1 protein-coding gene is annotated in these 694 nt (G+C 29.0%); it reads right to left on the bottom strand.

Going from position 1 to position 694, the window contains the following annotated elements; genetic code table 11:
* Nucleotides 1–172: 172 nt before the first annotated feature.
* The coding region (locus IE142_RS35135; protein ID WP_191889443.1) for a DUF536 domain-containing protein at nt 173–694 on the bottom strand (522 nt) is incomplete at its 5' end.

A 694-nucleotide genomic window follows, 5' to 3' on the forward strand; every position in this document is an offset into this window, starting at 1 on the left:
AAAAGAAAAAATTAAAAAAAGAGCATATATCATATGCTCTTTTTTTAATCATAATTTACATAATCGATGATTATCGGAAGTTTCGGTGATAAAAATAATAGCGATACAAGTTATTCAACTTGTATCGCTATTTTCATAAACATAGTCTTTTTAAACGATTATTATAATATAATTAGCCACCAAACAAACGACTCCAGAAGCCTTTTTTAGGTTGTGTTTCTTCACTCTTATATTCTATATCACTATCATTGTCATTTTGTTTAGATAGATCATCTTCTTTTTGTACTTCTTCCTCTTGTTTACTTTCATCACTTTGACTTTCAGATATATCTTTGTGTTGAATCTCTGCTTCTTTTTCGTCTTCCTGGCGTTGATTAATATTTACAGAATCAGTAGTATATGTAGCTTCTTGCTCATCAACGTTTTGTCTAACGTTGGTAGATGCATCGAAGGAATAATTAAGGTGTCTTTCTTCCTCTAATTGTTTCTCTAACTTTTGAATCTTTTTATTACTTTCTAATGCCAGAACTTGTTGATTCTCAAGCAATTTTGATCTTTCCTGTAACTCTTTTCTGTAAAATTCAATTGTTGTTTCATGACGACTTTCTTGTTTTGCAATTTGATCATTCAAAATATCAATCTGATTTTTAAGAATTTCTACTAATTGAGTATCACTTTGGAATTCACCATTAAT

Source organism: Streptomyces mutabilis, assembly GCF_014649815.1.
In the GTDB taxonomy this organism is placed as follows: Bacteria; Actinomycetota; Actinomycetes; order Streptomycetales; family Streptomycetaceae; genus Streptomyces; species Streptomyces mutabilis.